Here is a 14,303-nt window from a genome sequence, read left to right as displayed (position 1 = left end):
GCAGCTGCTTGCATCACATCGCAACCCGCACATCCGCACAATTTCAACAATGGGTGATGCCTCATGAAACTCGCGAAATCACTGTATTTCCAGATCCTCTGCGCCATCCTGCTGGGCGTGGTGGTCGGTCACTTCTGGGCGCAACAGGCCGTTGCGCTCAAGCCACTGGGCGATGCGTTCATCAAGCTGATCAAGATGATGATCGCCCCGGTCGTCTTCTGCACCATCGTGACCGGCATCGCCGGCATGACCGACAAGCGCTCGCTGGGTCGGTTGATGAGCAAGACCTTGCTGTTGTTCCTAGGGCTGACGATCGTCAGCCTGATCATCGGCCTGGCAGCGGTGTACCTGTTCCGCCCGGGTGTGGGCATGAACATAGACCCGGCCACCCTCAGCACCGAGGGCCTTGGCCAATACGCAGCCTCTGCGGCGAAGCTCAGCGTGGTCGATTTCTTCATGCACATCATTCCGGACACCTTCATCGGGGCGTTCAACAAGGGTGAAGTGCTGCCGGTGCTGTTCATCGCGGTGCTCAGTGGTTTTGCCCTGTCGTCCATGGGCGAGAAGGGCAAGCCGGTACTCGATGTGCTGGAGTCGGCCTCGACCATGGTGTTTCGCATCTTCGGTTACCTGATGCGCTTCGCCCCGGTCGGGGCCTTCGGGGCGCTGGCCTTCACCGTCGGGCAGTACGGCGTGACCTCCTTGGGCGCATTGGCCAAGCTGGTCGGCACGCTCTACATCGCCTGCGCGTTCTTCGTGCTGGTGGTGCTCGGTGGCATCTGCCGCGCACACGGCTTCAGCCTGTGGAAGCTGCTGCGTTACTTCCGCGAGGAGTTTCTGGTGGTGCTCGGCACATCGTCCACCGAGCCGGTGCTGCCGCGCATGCTGGAAAAACTCGAGAAGCTGGGGTGCAAGAAAGGTGTGGTGGGGCTGGTGCTGCCGACCGGCTATTCCTTCAACCTAGACGGTACCGCCATCTACCTGTCGCTGGCGGCGGTGTTCATCGCCCAGGCCTGCAACATCGACCTGAGCCTTGGCCAGACGGTGACGATGCTGGCGATCATGCTGTTGTCGTCCAAGGGTGCTGCGGGTGTGACCGGCAGTGGTTTCGTGGCGCTGGCCTCGACCTTGACCGTCATCCACGACATCCCGTTGGCAGGGCTGGCCTTGCTGATCGGCATCGATCGCTTCATGTCCGAAGCGCGGGCCCTGACCAGCCTGGCCAGCAACGCCGTGGCCACCGTGGTCATCTCGCTGTCGGAGAACGCCTGTGAACGGGAAACCTTGCTGCGTCGCCTGAACGGCACCCCGGCTGTACCGGCCGAGACGCAGACTGCGCAGGCAGACTGGTCTGCCGAGCCTCGGCATCACGGCTGAAAGCCTCTTCTACCTCCCATCGTTGACGTAAAATCCCACTCGACATCCCGGCGATGCCGAGTGGGGTAGGGGGCCGTCTGCCTTGCCGATGGCCGCAACACAATAAAAACAAGAGAAAAGACCATGCTCGCACTCCTGGGCCTGATCATGGTGGTGACCTTCACCTACCTGATCATGAGTAAACGCCTGTCTCCGATCGTTGCGCTCACCGTGGTACCCATCGTCTTCGCGGTGATCGGTGGTTTTGCCCCCGAGCTGGGCAAGATGATGCTCGATGGCTTGAAGATGGTGGCCCCCTCGGCGGCACTGTTGCTGTTCGCCATCCTGTTCTTCGGCCTGATGATCGATGCTGGCCTGTTCGATCCGCTGATCCGCAAGATTCTCAAACGCGTCAATGGCGACCCGATCAAGATCGCCATCGGTACGGCGCTGCTGTCGCTGCTGGTGGCACTGGACGGTGACGGCACCACCACCTACATGATCACCTGTGCGGCCATGCTGCCGCTGTACAAACGCATCGGCATGAATCCGATGATCCTGGCCACGGTGTCCATGCTGTCGCTGAGCATCATGAGCGGCATGAGCCCCTGGGGCGGGCCGGCGACCCGGGCCATCGCCGCGCTCGGGCTGGATGCCACCGAGTATTTCATCCCGATGCTGCCGACCGTGATCGGGGGGGCGGCTTGGGTGGTGTTCACCGCCTACCTGCTGGGCCGTGCCGAGCGTCGACGTATCGGCAACATCGCCCTGGAGTCCGGTGGCGGCAATTGCTACATCAAGGAAATCCTCGGCGACAACCCGCACAAGCGCCCACGGCTGGCGTACGTGAATCTGGTGCTGGTGATTGCCGTCATGACGGCCTTGGTGATGGGCGTGATGCACTCCGCGCTGCTGTTCATGATCGGTTTCGTCGCGGCGCTGATGATCAACTACCCGCAGCTGGAGTTGCAGAAGGAGCGCATCCTCGCCCATTCGGGCAATGCCATGACCGTGGTGCTGCTGGTGTTCGCCGCCGGCATCTTTGCGGGCATCTTCTCCGGCACCAAGATGGTCGATGCCCTGGCGCAGACCCTGGTCGACTGGATTCCCGAGGCCTGGAGCCACTGGTTCCCGCTGGTGGTGGCGCTGACCAGCATGCCGCTGACCTTCGTGCTGTCCAACGACGCCTATTACTTTGGCGTGGTGCCGATCCTGGCCAACGCGGCTGCCGCCTATGGCATCGACCCGGTCGAAATCGCCCGTGCCTCGGTGCTGGGGCAGCCGGTACACCTGATGAGCCCGTTGGTGGCTTCGACCTTGCTGCTGGTGGGCATGGTCGATCGCGATATCGGTGACTTCCAGAAAGCCACCGTCAAATGGGCGGTACTCACCTCGCTGGTGATCACGGCACTGGCGTTGCTCACGGGGGCGCTGTCCTTCTTCGTCTGATCTGCATGGGGCGCTCCTGGCGCCCACCTCTATCCAAGAACAACAACTAGAGTACCGAACATGTCCCGAGCTGTTTTCCGTGGGGCCACCTGTGGCCTGCTCTGCGGCTGGCTGCCTGTGGCCGGCGCTGCCGGATTCATCGATGACGGCAAGCTCAAGCTGCAGCTGCGCAATGTCTATTTCAACGAAAACTTCCGTGACGAACAGGGCATGAGCCCCCGCGCTGCCGCGAACGCCAAGAGTGAGCGGGTGGAATGGGCGCAAGGTTTCCTGCTCGATTACCAATCAGGGTTTACTCAAGGCCCGCTGGGTGTGGGGCTCGATGCCCTTGGCTTGGTCGGTGTCCGGCTCGATTCGGGCCGTGGGCGCAGCGGTACCGGCTTGCTGCCGGTCCACGACGATGGCCGTGCCGCAGACGAATTCGCCAGCGCCGGGGTGACGGCCAAGGCGCGCGTGGGGCAGACCGTGGTCAAGCATGGCACCTTGCTGCCCAAGACGCCGGTGTTGGTCTACAACGATGCGCGGCTACTGCCTCAGACCTATCAAGGCACGCAACTGACCAGTACCGATGTCCAGGGCCTGACCCTGACCGCCGGCCACCTGGATCGCTTCAAACAGCGGGACTCGTCCGATAGCACGGGCCTGTACCTGGATGGCTATGGTGGCGAGGAGTCTGGCGATTTCAGCTTTGCCGGCGCTGACTACGCCATCAACAAGCAACTGCGTGTGAGCTACTTCCACGGCCAGCTCGAACACTTCTACCGTCAGGACTACGCCGGCCTGGTACACGACCTGCCGCTGGCCGGCGGGGTGTTCACCACCGACGTGCGCTACTTCAAAAGCCGCGACAGCGGAGCCGCTCACGGCGGCAAGATCGACAACGACATGTTCAGTGGGCAGGTGTCGTATACCCACTCCGGGCACACCGTCGGTGCCGGTTACCAAGTGCTCGACGGCGATGCTGGGCTGCCATACATCAGCGGCGCGACGGTCTACTCGTTCAGCAACGTCGGCATCGGTAAGTTCATCGAGGAGGAAGAGAAAACCTGGATGGCAAGCTACGCCTACAACTTTGCAGCGGCCGGTATCCCCGGGCTGACCTTCATGGCGCGCTACCTGAGCGGGGACAATGGTCGCTCCGCTGACGCTGAGCTCAACGAATGGGAGCGTGATATGGAACTCGCCTACGTTGTGCAGTCCGGCCCCGTCAAAGGGTTGGGCGTGAAACTGCGCAACTATGTCTACCGTTCTGATTTTTCCCGCGGTCGCGACAGCAACCGAATCTACCTGACGTACGACATCGCGGTCTGGTAATGCAGCGACGCGAGCCGGCGCACCTCGGGGCGCCGGCTCGCGTCGTGTCGGAGCTTCTGAAGACGAACTACACGCCGGACGGCTGTGGCGCCTTCTTGCCCAGTCGGATCAGCTCGTTGGAGAAGCACAGGCCAAAGAGAATCAGGCCAGCCCCCAGGTACAGCGTGTCTCGCGGCACCTCATTGAGCATCACGAACGCCAGCAGTGCAGCAAACAGCGGCTCGGTCAGTTCCAGTGCTTGAACTTGCGATGGCTTTAAATATTCGATGGCCTTGGTGGTACAAAAGAAACCCAGGATGGTCGGCAATGCCGCCAATGCCAGCAACGCCGTGATCGCCGCCAGCGACAGTTCGCCCAGGATGAAACCATCGGTCGCAGCTGGCATCAGCAGGTAAAGACTTCCGAAAAACAACAGCTGCCGCGTGAAATGCAGCCCGCCGGAAACACCCATGCGTTTCATGGCCACCGAAAATGCGCCATAACCGCAGCCGCCAATCGACGCCAGTATTGCGCCTTGCGGCGTGAAGCCTTGGCCCAAGTCTGCGCCGAAAATCACCGCAATACCGGCGATCGTCAAGCCGGCGCCTACCGTTGCGTTGGCGGTGATGGGGTCATGGAGGACCAGGCGTCCCAGCAGGATCGAGGAAATGGAAGCGCTCGCCATCAGAATCACGACGACACCCGCCGCGGCGTAATGGCTGTAGGCCGAGGTTTCAAAGTGGAACAGCACGAAAATGCCGAGAAAGGCACACACCGCTGCAGGGAGCCACTTGGCCGTGGTCGCGGGCCGCTTGAGAAACATCAGCAGGACCGACAGCAGCAGGCAGCCGAGCACCGTTTTGATCAAGGCGATGCTGCTGGAGCTGAATCCACTGTTCATCAATACCTTGCTGAGAACGCCGATTGTTGCATTCAGGGCTGCGGCGCCCAGGGCAAAGAGGACGCCTTTGCCGAAATGAGACTGCATGAATACATTCCTTGTCATGGGTCTTTGGAGTGCCCAGGGCACTTGTTTCTATCGATGGGCACCGGCGTCCTGCGGCATGCGTTTGGAGCATGGGCCCGCTGTCACAGGTATTGTTCGAGCCCGCTCAACCGGGTTGCCTCAGTGGGGCAAGTCGCCTTTGACGTAGCGCACCGTCTTTTCCAGCGTCCGCGCCATGTCGGGGTGTGTGAATTGATACTTGTGCTCTAGAAGCTCGCTTTGACGCATGTCGAAGCGCTGGGTCTGAATGAAGTCCAATGATTCGGCGCTGACCGCCAGTCGGGCCGCCAGGCCCGGAATCGTCAAAATCCACCTGAGCAAACCTATCGGTACATGGCGGCGGGGTGCCTTGACCTGCAGCGTTCCTGCGATCTGCTCGAGCATCCCTTGCAGGTTCGGTGTGTGTGCGTAGAGCGCCAGGACCTGCCGGTTGGTCATCGAAGGGTCGAACGCCACGCAGGTCATCATCTTCACCAGGTAATCGACGCTGACCAATGGCAACCAGTGCCTGGCAGAGCCGGGGATCGCTTTGAACCGGCCTTGTGCCAGGTTTCGAATGAGCTCGGCCAGAGGTTGTCCTTGCGGGATGTGCCCAGTCTCGCTGTGGCCACACACCGTAGCAGGATGGACAACGGTGTAATCCGCACCGGCATCGTGCATGTAACGCATGACTGCGAAATGGGACTCGATCTTGCTGCCTTCGTAGCCCCCAGCACGGGCGTAGACTGCAGGCCAATCTGTGTTCTCAGGACGCTCGTTATCGACGCCGATCCTGGCAAGGTGGGCCAGGTTTTGCAGCATGAAGCCACCTACCATGAGCAAGCGGATGTCCTGGCTCGCCGCAAGCCTGGCGACTCTGAGCGCCCCTTGCACATTGACGGCGCGGGCGCGCTCCATCGTCAGCCCCCAGGAAAAATCCGCCGCAAGGTGGAAAATCACCGAAGCCGAAGACACGCACGCCTGGTCCGCCTCGCTCAGACCAAGCCCCTCTGTGCTGATGTCGCCTTCAACCGCGTGGACATGCGCAGGGTTACCGCCCAGCCGACTTACCTGTTCTCTGAGCCGTTCGATGTTTCCAGGATTGCGCATGAGCACCCAGGTCTTGTGCCCTGTCGCAGTAAGACGGGCCAGTAGGTGTTGGCCTATAAATCCGCTGCCGCCTGTGACGAAACATTCCACGCTCATGCCTGATTCCTTGTTTGGATGATGGGTGCAGGCTAAGGTGTAGAGCGTGCTCTACAGTCAAGGAGTTTCTTTAGGTGAACATTGGAGAGTTGGAGCGCCGAAGTGGACTCGGCCGCCACGCGTTGCGCTATTACGAAAAGCTTGGGTTGATCGTGGCCCATCGACAGGCCAATAACTACCGCAGCTACAGCGATCAAACCGTTAGTGACCTGGCATTCATTCAAAGTGCCCAGGGTGCGGGATTTTCACTCGCCGAGATCGGGGACATCCTGGCGGCCAGGCGCGGTAACTCGATCAATTGCGCCCAAGGCGCAGCCTTGGTTGCCGGCAAGATGGCCGAGATTCAAGCGAAGATCTCCACCTTGCAGGCCGCGTATGTCTTTCTCGACGCCGAGCGTGCCAAGCTTGAAGCCAGTGCCATTGCCCAAGGGCTGCCGCTGATTGCCAGCTACACGAGGCAGATCGATTTTTGACTTCACTCTCATCCCTTGAGCAACACCGCAAACGTCGTCCCTTGTTCTTTATTCGACATGACTTCAATCCTGCCGCCGTGACTGGCAACGATTTCCGCCGCGATGAACAACCCTAGCCCAAGACCTGCAGCTGAACCCTTTTCTCCGGCGGCATAACTGGAATATCGCCCCTCCGGCTTGAAGAGGTAGGGGATCACGTCAGCAGGGATGGGTTCTCCCCAGTTGTGGACTGTCACACGCGGACCGATAGCGTCGTTCTCCACCGTGACCTTGATAGGGCAGGCTATATCGCCGTGGCGGATGGCATTGCCTATCAAATTGGAAAAGACCTGGGCGATACGGGCCGAATCAAACGGGCCGGTCACCTGCGCGACTTCGTCAAAGACGATGTCGGCCAGCGGGAAAGCGGTTTGCAACTCCTCGATCACGGTGCGGCATATCGGGTTCAGTTCGACCTCCTCTGGATAGACCGGGATGCCGGTACCCAGATTGCAGCGCGCCAGGTCGAGCAGGTCATTCACAATGGCCGTAGCGCGGCGAGCGCTTGTACAAACCTGGGATGCCAGTGCCTTGCCTCTTTCATCCAGCCCTTTCTGGTGCAAAAGCAGATCGCCAGCCATGTGTACCGCCCCCAACGGTGAACGCAGGTCATGGCCTAACACGGCAAGCACCTTTTTTCGTGTCGACTCCACTGCCACCCCATAAGCTGCGATCGACTCTACCAAGGCTTGGTCTATTGCCTCGTTGAACCGAATCATGTCTGGGACCTGGTGTTGGTCGAATGCTTCGTGCTTAAGCCAGAGGGAGAGCACACTGGAGCGCAGCGCTCGATATTCGGAGACCATCTGATCCATGGAGAAGCCTGCCATCAGACGTACCACCGCATGTGTCTGGGCCGCTGTCTCGCTGGATATTTGCGGCCCCCTTCCTTGCGCTTTTTCAGACTGTTGATGGGCTGTCTGAGTCGTTCGCATGTCCTGAGCGACCGTGTGCAGGATCTTCTCGGCGTGATTCCTCAAACCGGTCGCATCCAGATTTGGCTGCTGCGTCTCCACCGAACGCGCGAAATCCTCCCAGGCTTGGAGGATCGGCTCCATGTTGCCCTCGATGAATTCGTACAGTCTCATAACGGTCCCTGGCACTGTCCTCAAACGGCGTCCCAGTAGACTAGATCATCGAACTGTAGGGGTATAACAACCAGTGCGTTAACTTCTGTCACGCTTTTGCAACGACGCGTTATATGGCTTGGAATTCACCGATGATCACGGCGGTGAAGTCGTAGGGTGTATCCGCGAAGGATGATGTTGCCCATTAACGGTCGAGCAGTGTTTTCATGAACCGAGCGAATGCCTTGATACGCGTGGACTCGCGATTGGCCGGCAAATACACCATGTTGATGCTCGTGTCGACCGAGGTTGGATTGACTTCGAACATTGGCAGCAAGCGGACCAGCCGGCCGTGCCGGACGTCTTCGGCGACCAGCCAGTCGGCCAGCAGCGCGATGCCTTGACCGGCGACGGCAGCCTGGCGGAGAACGTCGGCGTTGTTGCTCTGCATCTGGCCGTGCACCTGGACCGGCACCGTCTGGTCGTCGATCTGGAACTGCCAGGCGCGCATGGGCCCGCCGTAATCGAAGCGCAGGCATCTGTGGCGGGGCAGCTCGAGGGGATGGGCGGGGGCCGCGTGCTGCTCGAGGTAGGCAGGGCTTGCCACCAGCCAACGCTGGAAGTGGCCGAGCGGGGTGCAAATGACTTCATCGCTGGAAACCGTTGACCCTAAACGCACGGACAAATCGATGCGCTCCTTGAAAAGATCCACCCGCTCATCGCTGAGGTTGAGGGTGACTTCCAACCCCGGGTGGCTATCGAGAAAACGCCCCAGATGCGGTGAAATCAAGTGACGGCCGAACTCCACCGGCACGCTGACCCTGAGCGTGCCTTTGGCCTCGCTCCCCCGGTCCATCACCAGGCTGTCGGCCGCAGCCAGCGCATCGAGGATGGCCACCGCGTTCGCAAAGTAGGCCTGGCCCAGGTCGGTCGGGCTGTTGCGCCGCGTGCTGCGGGTGATGAGCGTGGCCCCAAGGTCCGCCTCCAACGCTGCAACCTGACGGGCCACCGACGAGGTGGCCACGCCGAGCTTCCGTGCCGCTGCGGAGTAGCCGCCGCAGCGTACCGTCTCGACGAACATGCTCAATGCCAGAAATTTATCCATACGTACAACCTTGTCGAAGAGGACCGGGAGCGCCAGCCCGAAGGTAACGGCTGCACGGATGATAGCCATGTCAAGGCTCATCGAGGTAGCGCGATGCCGGCTCAGCGAGCGTTCCTGTGTTTGACCACGAACACCAGCAATGCCAAGACCGGGAGCAGGGCAGCGGTATAGAGCGCGGTACTCCATCCGAAACGCTCGTACAGCGGGCTTGCCATCATCGAGCCCACTGCGCCGCCGACGAAGATGCTGGTCATGAACACGGCGTTGAGGCGAGCGCGGCTGTGCGGGTCCAGCGCGTAGACCTCACGTTGCCCCAGGACCATGTTCAACTGCACGGCAAAGTCCAAGGCGACAGCTGCCACTACCAGGCCCAGGTAGCCAAGCCCGGGAATGCCACCGATCAGTAGCGAGGCGGGCGCCAACAGCAAGGCAGCCAAGGTGCTGACCTGCCCGTGACCTGCATCGGCAAGGCGCCCGGCGATGGGGGCTGCAACCGCCCCGACCGCCCCAACCAACGCAAAGAGCGCGACGCCGTTCTGGCTGAGGCCGTAATGACGGATCAGCTCGATGGGCGCCAGGGTCCAGAAGCAGCTGAAGCTTGCGAACAGCAGCCCTTGGTACAGCGAGCGCTCGCGCAGCACTGCATAGCGTCTGGCCAATGCGAACACCGATCCGATCAAGCGGCCATAGGTGGTGTGATGGTTCGGGATCCGTTCAGGCAGCAGCACTGCTACCAGGGCTGCGATGGCCACCATCAGCAGGGCGGCACTGAAGAACACGCCCCTCCAGCCAACGTACTCCGACAGCAGGCTCGAGACCGGGCGGGCGAGCAGGATGCCGAGCAGCAGGCCACTCATGATGTTGCCCACGACGCGACCCCGGCTGCTTTCTGGCGCCAGGTGCGCGGCCAGGGGCACGAGGATCTGCACGGCTACGGAAGTCAGGCCGATCATCAGCGAGGCGGCCAGAAACAGCGAAGGCGAATCGGCAAAGCCTGCCGCCGCCAGGCACGCCCCCACCACCAAGGTAAAGCCGATGACCAGGCGTTTGTTTTCCATCAGATCTGCCAGCGGCACCAGCAACAGCAAGCCAACGGCATATCCCAACTGGGTCAGCGACACGATCAGGCTGGCATGCTGCGGCGAAAGCCCGATGTTGGGCGCAATGAGTTCAACGATCGGCTGGGCGTAATACAGGTTGGCAACGACGGCGCCGCAACAGAACGCCAGAAATACAACCAGCGCCTTGGACAGGGCAGGCGTGACGACGGCGGACGCCGACGGTGAAGCAACAATCTCAGGGCTGCGCGCTGACATGGTGGACACTCCAAATGGATTGACAGGTCAGCGACAAGCCTAGGGCTGCGGTCGGCAAGGCGGTATACCCACTCGCCGCAATGAACTTGTGCGTGTTGCGCAAAACCCCGGGGCCGCCTCACAGCATCGGCGTGCCCCTGTCACACCATAGCGTGACCCGGAGATGTAGCTGCCCTCGTCGGGGCCGAGCAGGACAAAGACCGGGTCCGGGGCCACGCCGTCGACCCGGATCCCCTTGCTGCCCAGCAGTTGCGCAAGACCGGCGGAAAAATTGGCGATGGCCCCCTTGGCCATTGGAAGTTGGTGGCGAGGGTCCGATGACGCGACAGGTGGTGCCGGGTCCTGCAAGGGTGTCGTCGGACCATACCTACCAGAGCCTACGAGCACTCAGCGCCGTTTGTGTCGAAGCGTGGCCAGCGCGCAGCTCCCGAGGATCAGCACCGCCGCAGTGACCAGCAACGCAGGTGCAGGGTGTACGTCGGTGCGCCAACCCCCTTGCACGCCACGGGTGCCAGCAGGAGGCTTGAACAGATTGCCGTCCGACACCGCCGCCTTCGGGCTACGCTCGATGCCCAGACGGGTCAGCCAGCCGGTGAGCTGGGCAAGGCGAGGCACCAGATGACTGGCCAGGTGCGCGAGCCGCGCCGCTGAGCCCACAGTGGTGTGGGCACGGGGCGATACTGCGCAGGCCACCAACGCCGGATCGTAGACGGGCCCCGGTGGTTTGAGCGCATGGCCTGTGTAGTTGCCGCCGTCCCTGAAACCCGGCGTGTCCATCACCGCCGGGTAGATATCGCACACATGGATGTCCGGATATTCCGTCAACTCCCCCCTGAGCGCTTCGGTCAGGCCACGCAAGCCGAACTTGCTGGCCGAATAGGCCGCTGCATAGGGTTGGGCCACCCAACTGCCGACCGACAAGGTGTTGATCAATATCCCGCGCCCCTGGGCCTTGAAATACGGCAGCGCCGCGTGAGCGCCACGCAAGTAGCCGAGCAGGTCGGTCTGGATGACTTGCTCATGGGCGGGGAGCGGCGTCTGGTCGAAGCTGCCCACGGCCCCGACACCGGCATTGTTGATCCAGATGTCGATGCGTCCGTGGCCGAACTCCGCCGCCCGTACGGCCAGCGCTTCGACCTGTTCGCTACGGGTGACGTCGGTAACCACGACCAAGGCATCGGTGCCACACTCGGTGCACTCATCCAGTACCTCGAACAGCGCCTGTTCGTCGCGGGCGGCCAGCACGAGGCGGGCACCTTGGCAAGCAAAGGCCTTGGCCGTGGCCCGACCGATGCCACTGGATGCGCCGGTGATGACCACCAGTTGGCCCTGCAGCCGGCGCTGGACCGAGGGGCGGTGCGGCGTAGCACTGGCGCGTTCGGTGTGAGACGCAGCCGCTTCGCCAGCCCCGGCATCGACCCTCGACAGCTTAAGGGCCGGACCCTCCACCACATGAAGCGTCAGGTCCTCGACCGTCCCGGCGAAGCGATCCGCGAACACCGGCTCGCCTGTGGGCGTAAGGTTGTCATAGATGAACCGCCGACCTTCCAGCCAGCCGACGGCCGTCAACAGCTCCGGTTCCAGGTAATACTTGCCGTCCAGGAAGAATCCCGGAAACTGCTGGACCTCGTCGGGATCGCTTACCCGGTAGCGTTCACCCGGTTTCATTCCCGTTGCCGGATCAATCATGATCGAACCCTCTCTCAGGCAGCCATCGCCGTGAATGATCAAGGCCAACATGCAAACGGAACTGCCTGTTGGGCCGGTGGTGGTTTAAGTAGAGGAAGCTGGACAGCCTGAGGAAGTTCAGGCCAAACGCTCGATGGTCAGACCCGCTGACACCGGGCAGTCCTTGTCTGCTGGTTGGCCAGGCGCAATCTGTGGTCGGTGTCCATCATGCGCTGATACAGACGCATGCCTGGCGGGCAGCGACGTTGGGGTTGTGCACCTGATGTCGCGGGGCATCAAAAGTGCAGGCGGTTTGGGAAATCGGCGCAGGCAGGTGCGCGCTAAAGCACGGCCCTAATGGATCGTGCACGAGCCATTGGCACCGCGGCGAACCGTTGCCGATCGCTTTGACTGAACTCCCCGTATTGCGCCCACGTCCCTCGAATGAATGTCGCAAGTTCCGGCATTCACCCAATCGTCAACTTCGAGGACGTCATGATGAAAAAAAACGACCCCAGCGCCACCTCCAGGCCGGGCAGTACACAGGATCACCTCCACGCCATTGCCGATGAAGCCGGAGCTTTGCTCGATGATGCGAAAACCCAAGGTACCCACCAGTACGAGCAATACCGCGACCGTGCGGCGGAGCAGCTAGACGCTTTCAAGGAAGGCGCGCGTTCGGCGGCTTCGGAGCTTGAAGGCCACGACAGCCTAGGGCTTTCCCACTATCTGAACCAGGCGGCCACCTGCATGGGCAGCTTCGCTGAGCAGGTTCGTCATGAAAGTGCCGAAAGCCTGCTACAGCGAGGTGCACAACTGGCGCGGGATAATCCTGCACTCTTTCTCGCAGGCAGCGTGGCGGTGGGATTTGCATTGTCGCGTTTCGCCAGTGCCAGCAACCGCCACGCAACCGCCGAACCCCCTCAACCTACGACGCACGCGCCCCCTGAGCCCGATCACACCCTGCCAGCCGTGCCCGATCGGGCGAGCGATGTGTCCACCCACAAACCCTACACCCCCGTCGACCCTGTGGGGCTCGGCGCCGGAAGGCCGGTGAGTGACAGCCCACTGGATCGCGATCCACTCAAAGGAGGCGAGTGATGAACAAGGACCCTTTGCAACACCCCCCAACTGCACATCCGACGGTCGACGATCCCGTGGGCGTGACGGGTCTGCTGCGCCAATTGATGCGCGAAGTCCCGGAACTGTTCACCAAGGAGCTGGCACTGGCCAAGGCCGAATTGCAACAGAACCTGGCCACGCTCAAGGCCGGCACGGCGGCCGTAGCGACCGGCGCGATCGTGTTGCTGGCAGGCTTTGTCATCCTCCTGCTGGCGGCGGTCTATGCCCTGGCGATGGTGCTGGAGCCGTGGCTGGCTGCGCTGATCGTGGGGGCCGTCACCGTCATCGTCGGCTTGATCATGGTGCAATCGGGCAAGAAGCAGTTCGAGCCTTCGCACCTCAGACCTGACCGTACGTTGCATGCCATGGAGCAGGACAAGGACACCTTGAAGAGGAAACTGCCATGACCAGCGCCTTCGAACGCGACGCACAAAAAGACCCCGACTTGCTCGAGCAGGAAATCAACGCCAAGCGCGAGCACATAAACGAACTGGTCGATGCACTGGAACAACGACTGAGCCCTGGGCAACTGGTCGACAGGCTGCTTGCCTATGGCAAAGGCAATGGTGGCGAGTTCCTGCACAACCTGGGCACCACCCTCAAGAACAACCCGGTACCTGTGACCCTGACGGTCCTGGGCCTGGCTTGGCTGGGCCTTAACCAGCACCGGCCCTTTAATCCAGGCCCTGCATCCACAGGGCCTGGGCTGGGCGAAAAACTGGGTGATGCGGTCGATTCCGTGAAAGGTGCATTCGCCCAAGCCGCACAGACGGTGCACGATGCCAGCCACAAGGTGCGCAGCAAAGCCCACGATGCGAGGGACCGCGCCAGCGAGCTCGGCCAGGGCGCACGCGCCTCGGTGAGCGATTCTGCCCAATCCTTGGGCAGCCGCGCACATCAGATAGGCGACCAGGCCACCGCCCTGAAGGGCCAGATGGACCACCTGCTCAAGGAGCAGCCGCTGGTGCTGGCCGCGCTGGGCGTACTGCTGGGGGCGGCGCTGGGCGCTGCGCTGCCCGGCACGCGTCAAGAGGATCGGCTCATGGGGCCCAGCAGCGATCGGGTCACCGACGCGCTCAAGGCCAAGGGCGAGGGGCTCAAGGCGTCGGTGAAACACGCCGTCGACGATACCTCGGGGCAACAGGCGCCTGGCACGGCGCGTGATGCCAAGGGGGCCGATCTTTCCGCAGGGTTGGGTTTTCCACCTTGATCTGCCGGTAATGG

13 protein-coding genes and 1 pseudogene are annotated in these 14,303 nt (G+C 61.8%); 7 read left to right on the top strand and 7 right to left on the bottom strand.

Annotation, left to right across the window (positions count from 1 at the left end; translation table 11 throughout):
* The first annotated feature begins 63 nt into the window (after positions 1–63).
* The 3 genes from HMPREF3173_RS01300 to HMPREF3173_RS01290 all read left to right on the top strand — a co-directional run bounded on the left by HMPREF3173_RS01300 (position 64) and on the right by HMPREF3173_RS01290 (position 4,119).
* Positions 64–1,377: a dicarboxylate/amino acid:cation symporter gene (locus tag HMPREF3173_RS01300; protein WP_070571176.1), complete on the top strand. Its 1,314-nt coding sequence runs from the start codon at positions 64–66 to the stop codon at positions 1,375–1,377.
* A 123-nt stretch (positions 1,378–1,500) separates the two neighbouring features.
* A complete protein-coding gene (locus HMPREF3173_RS01295) occupies positions 1,501–2,805 on the top strand; it encodes a CitMHS family transporter (RefSeq protein WP_043215617.1) in 1,305 nt (434 codons plus the stop codon).
* Positions 2,806–2,865: 60 nt separating this feature from the next.
* Positions 2,866–4,119 (top strand): OprD family porin, encoded by a 1,254-nt coding sequence (locus tag HMPREF3173_RS01290; RefSeq protein ID WP_070571175.1) that lies wholly within the window; start codon positions 2,866–2,868, stop codon positions 4,117–4,119.
* 67 nt (positions 4,120–4,186) lie between these two features.
* On the opposite strand, the gene HMPREF3173_RS01285 is transcribed toward HMPREF3173_RS01290, so the two are convergent.
* Together HMPREF3173_RS01285 and HMPREF3173_RS01280 are read right to left on the bottom strand one after the other, a co-directional pair.
* Positions 4,187–5,086, bottom strand: coding sequence for a DMT family transporter (locus HMPREF3173_RS01285; protein ID WP_070571174.1), 900 nt, complete (start codon positions 5,084–5,086; stop codon positions 4,187–4,189).
* Between the two features lie 138 nt (positions 5,087–5,224).
* Positions 5,225–6,289 (bottom strand): SDR family oxidoreductase, encoded by a 1,065-nt coding sequence (locus HMPREF3173_RS01280; RefSeq protein ID WP_070571173.1) that lies wholly within the window; start codon positions 6,287–6,289, stop codon positions 5,225–5,227.
* 74 nt (positions 6,290–6,363) lie between these two features.
* Here HMPREF3173_RS01280 and HMPREF3173_RS01275 point away from each other — a divergent pair, with 74 nt between their 5' ends.
* On the top strand, positions 6,364–6,762 hold the full coding sequence (locus tag HMPREF3173_RS01275) for a MerR family transcriptional regulator (RefSeq protein WP_070571172.1): 399 nt from the start codon (positions 6,364–6,366) through the stop codon (positions 6,760–6,762).
* Between the two features lie 8 nt (positions 6,763–6,770).
* On the opposite strand, the gene HMPREF3173_RS01270 is transcribed toward HMPREF3173_RS01275, so the two are convergent.
* From HMPREF3173_RS01270 to HMPREF3173_RS01255, 5 genes and pseudogenes are all read right to left on the bottom strand, one after another.
* Positions 6,771–7,889: a sensor histidine kinase gene (locus HMPREF3173_RS01270; RefSeq protein WP_070571171.1), complete on the bottom strand. Its 1,119-nt coding sequence runs from the start codon at positions 7,887–7,889 to the stop codon at positions 6,771–6,773.
* Between the two features lie 184 nt (positions 7,890–8,073).
* Positions 8,074–8,973 (bottom strand): LysR family transcriptional regulator, encoded by a 900-nt coding sequence (locus tag HMPREF3173_RS01265; protein WP_070571264.1) that lies wholly within the window; start codon positions 8,971–8,973, stop codon positions 8,074–8,076.
* A gap of 101 nt (positions 8,974–9,074) precedes the next feature.
* Positions 9,075–10,289 carry an MFS transporter gene (locus HMPREF3173_RS01260; protein WP_070571170.1) on the bottom strand — a complete coding sequence of 405 codons (1,215 nt, stop codon included), beginning with the start codon at positions 10,287–10,289 and terminating at the stop codon, positions 9,075–9,077.
* Between the two features lie 39 nt (positions 10,290–10,328).
* A pseudogene (locus HMPREF3173_RS24775) lies at positions 10,329–10,616 on the bottom strand (hypothetical protein); the annotation flags it as partial.
* Positions 10,617–10,676: 60 nt separating this feature from the next.
* Positions 10,677–11,978 carry an SDR family oxidoreductase gene (locus tag HMPREF3173_RS01255; RefSeq protein WP_070571262.1) on the bottom strand — a complete coding sequence of 434 codons (1,302 nt, stop codon included), beginning with the start codon at positions 11,976–11,978 and terminating at the stop codon, positions 10,677–10,679.
* Positions 11,979–12,401: 423 nt separating this feature from the next.
* On the opposite strand from HMPREF3173_RS01255, the gene HMPREF3173_RS01250 reads away from it, so the two are divergent.
* Genes HMPREF3173_RS01250 through HMPREF3173_RS01240 form a run of 3 tightly spaced genes read left to right on the top strand, consistent with a single transcriptional unit; the run spans position 12,402 to position 14,289 of the window.
* Positions 12,402–13,058, top strand: a complete 657-nt coding sequence (locus tag HMPREF3173_RS01250; RefSeq protein WP_256543713.1) for a hypothetical protein — start codon at positions 12,402–12,404, stop codon at positions 13,056–13,058.
* Entirely contained in the window at positions 13,058–13,486 is a 429-nt protein-coding gene (locus HMPREF3173_RS01245; protein ID WP_070571169.1) for a phage holin family protein, read from the top strand. Before HMPREF3173_RS01250 ends, HMPREF3173_RS01245 begins: the two co-directional genes overlap by 1 nt.
* Positions 13,483–14,289: a DUF3618 domain-containing protein gene (locus HMPREF3173_RS01240; RefSeq protein ID WP_070571168.1), complete on the top strand. Its 807-nt coding sequence runs from the start codon at positions 13,483–13,485 to the stop codon at positions 14,287–14,289. The genes HMPREF3173_RS01245 and HMPREF3173_RS01240 overlap by 4 nt, the downstream gene beginning before the upstream one ends.
* Positions 14,290–14,303 lie beyond the last annotated feature (14 nt).

It is taken from the genome of Pseudomonas sp. HMSC08G10 (genome assembly GCF_001808425.1).
In the GTDB taxonomy this organism is placed as follows: Bacteria; Pseudomonadota; Gammaproteobacteria; order Pseudomonadales; family Pseudomonadaceae; genus Aquipseudomonas; species Aquipseudomonas guariconensis.
This window is presented reverse-complemented; position numbering and strand designations above follow the sequence as displayed.